The organism is Ruegeria sp. CE6, assembly GCF_056537485.1.
The window spans coordinates 1-1,185 of the sequence record NZ_JBQFRR010000015.1 but is presented as its reverse complement, the minus strand read 5'-3'; the positions used below and the strand labels follow the sequence as shown (position 1 = coordinate 1,185).

The window sequence follows — 1,185 nt, the reverse complement described above, 5'->3', positions numbered from 1 at the left end:
CAGGCGGCGGATCAGCTCCAATTCAGATTGGAAATCCACATAATGGGGCAATTTGATATGTTCGAGAAACCCAGTTGCTTGCACATTATCGGAATGGGACAGGACAAACTCTGCGTCTTGCGCGGGCGCGCCCACATCATCCTCACCCAATTCCTCCCATCGCAAGGCGCGATCCACGAGGGCCATGGAAATCGCTTTGCGTTCGGATTGCCCAAAGACCAAACGGTAACCGCGGGTGAATTGCGGCGGCTCGGTCTTGCTGCCTGTGAATTGGTTCACGGTTTCACATTCGCTGACCGTGATCTCGCCCAGATCAATGGCAAAGCCCAATTCGGGTATATCCATCGACACAGCCACGCGCCCGATCCGCAATTCGCCCACGAACGGGTGGTTGCGCGCATAGCCCCGTTGCGTGGAATAAGCCATGGAGAGAACAAACCCCTCATCGCCACGCGCCAAGGCCTGAAGTTTCAGCGGACGATCCGCAGGGAAATCCAAGGGCTCGCGCGTCAGATCACGCGGGGGCGTGTTATCCTCAGGCTCGGGCTGCAATAGACCCTCGCGATCCAGAAATTTGGTGACATGCGGCAAAGGTGCGGCATCCACTGGGGCGCCCCCCTCATCCTCGGACGGGACCGCCCCATCTGCCATCAACGCGAAATCCAACAGACGGTGGGTATAGTCAAAGGTTGGCCCCAAGATCTGCCCGCCTGGCAGATCCTTAAAGGTGGCCGAAATGCGCCGATCACAGCGCATCGCGCCAGTATCAATCGGGGCGCTAACCCCAAAACGGGGCAAGGTGGTGCGATAGGCGCGGATCAGAAAAATCGCCTCAATCATATCGCCGCGCGCCTGCTTGATCGCCAGAGCTGCCAAATCAGGATCGTATAGCGAACCTTCGGCCATGACCCGATTGACAGCCAAGCTAAGCTGTTCGCGAATTTGCGAGATGCTCAGTTCCGCCACATCGGTTGCGCCGCGCCGCTCATGGGCCAGCCATTCATGGGCGGCGTCAATCGCCCGCTCGCCCCCCTTTACCGCAACATACATTAGGAAGCCCCCTCAATACGGGTGGATCGCGGCAGGGCCGCTATTTGGCTGCCTGACGTGAAGAACGTATCAAAACCAAGCGGGAAGCGGCGCGCATTGGCGACAAAAGCCGCAGTCTCGGGCAGATTGAGATAG

2 protein-coding genes are annotated in these 1,185 nt (G+C 58.5%); both read right to left on the bottom strand.

Going from position 1 to position 1,185, the window contains the following annotated elements:
• The coding region (locus tag ACR0DK_RS20510) for a carbon-phosphorus lyase complex subunit (protein WP_480737928.1) at positions 1-1,050 on the bottom strand (1,050 nt) is incomplete at its 3' end.
• Positions 1,050-1,175 carry a phosphonate C-P lyase system protein PhnH gene (locus tag ACR0DK_RS20505; protein WP_480737930.1) on the bottom strand — a complete coding sequence of 42 codons (126 nt, stop codon included), beginning with the start codon at positions 1,173-1,175 and terminating at the stop codon, positions 1,050-1,052. The genes ACR0DK_RS20505 and ACR0DK_RS20510, both read right to left, overlap by 1 nt.
• Positions 1,176-1,185: the final 10 nt, after the last annotated feature.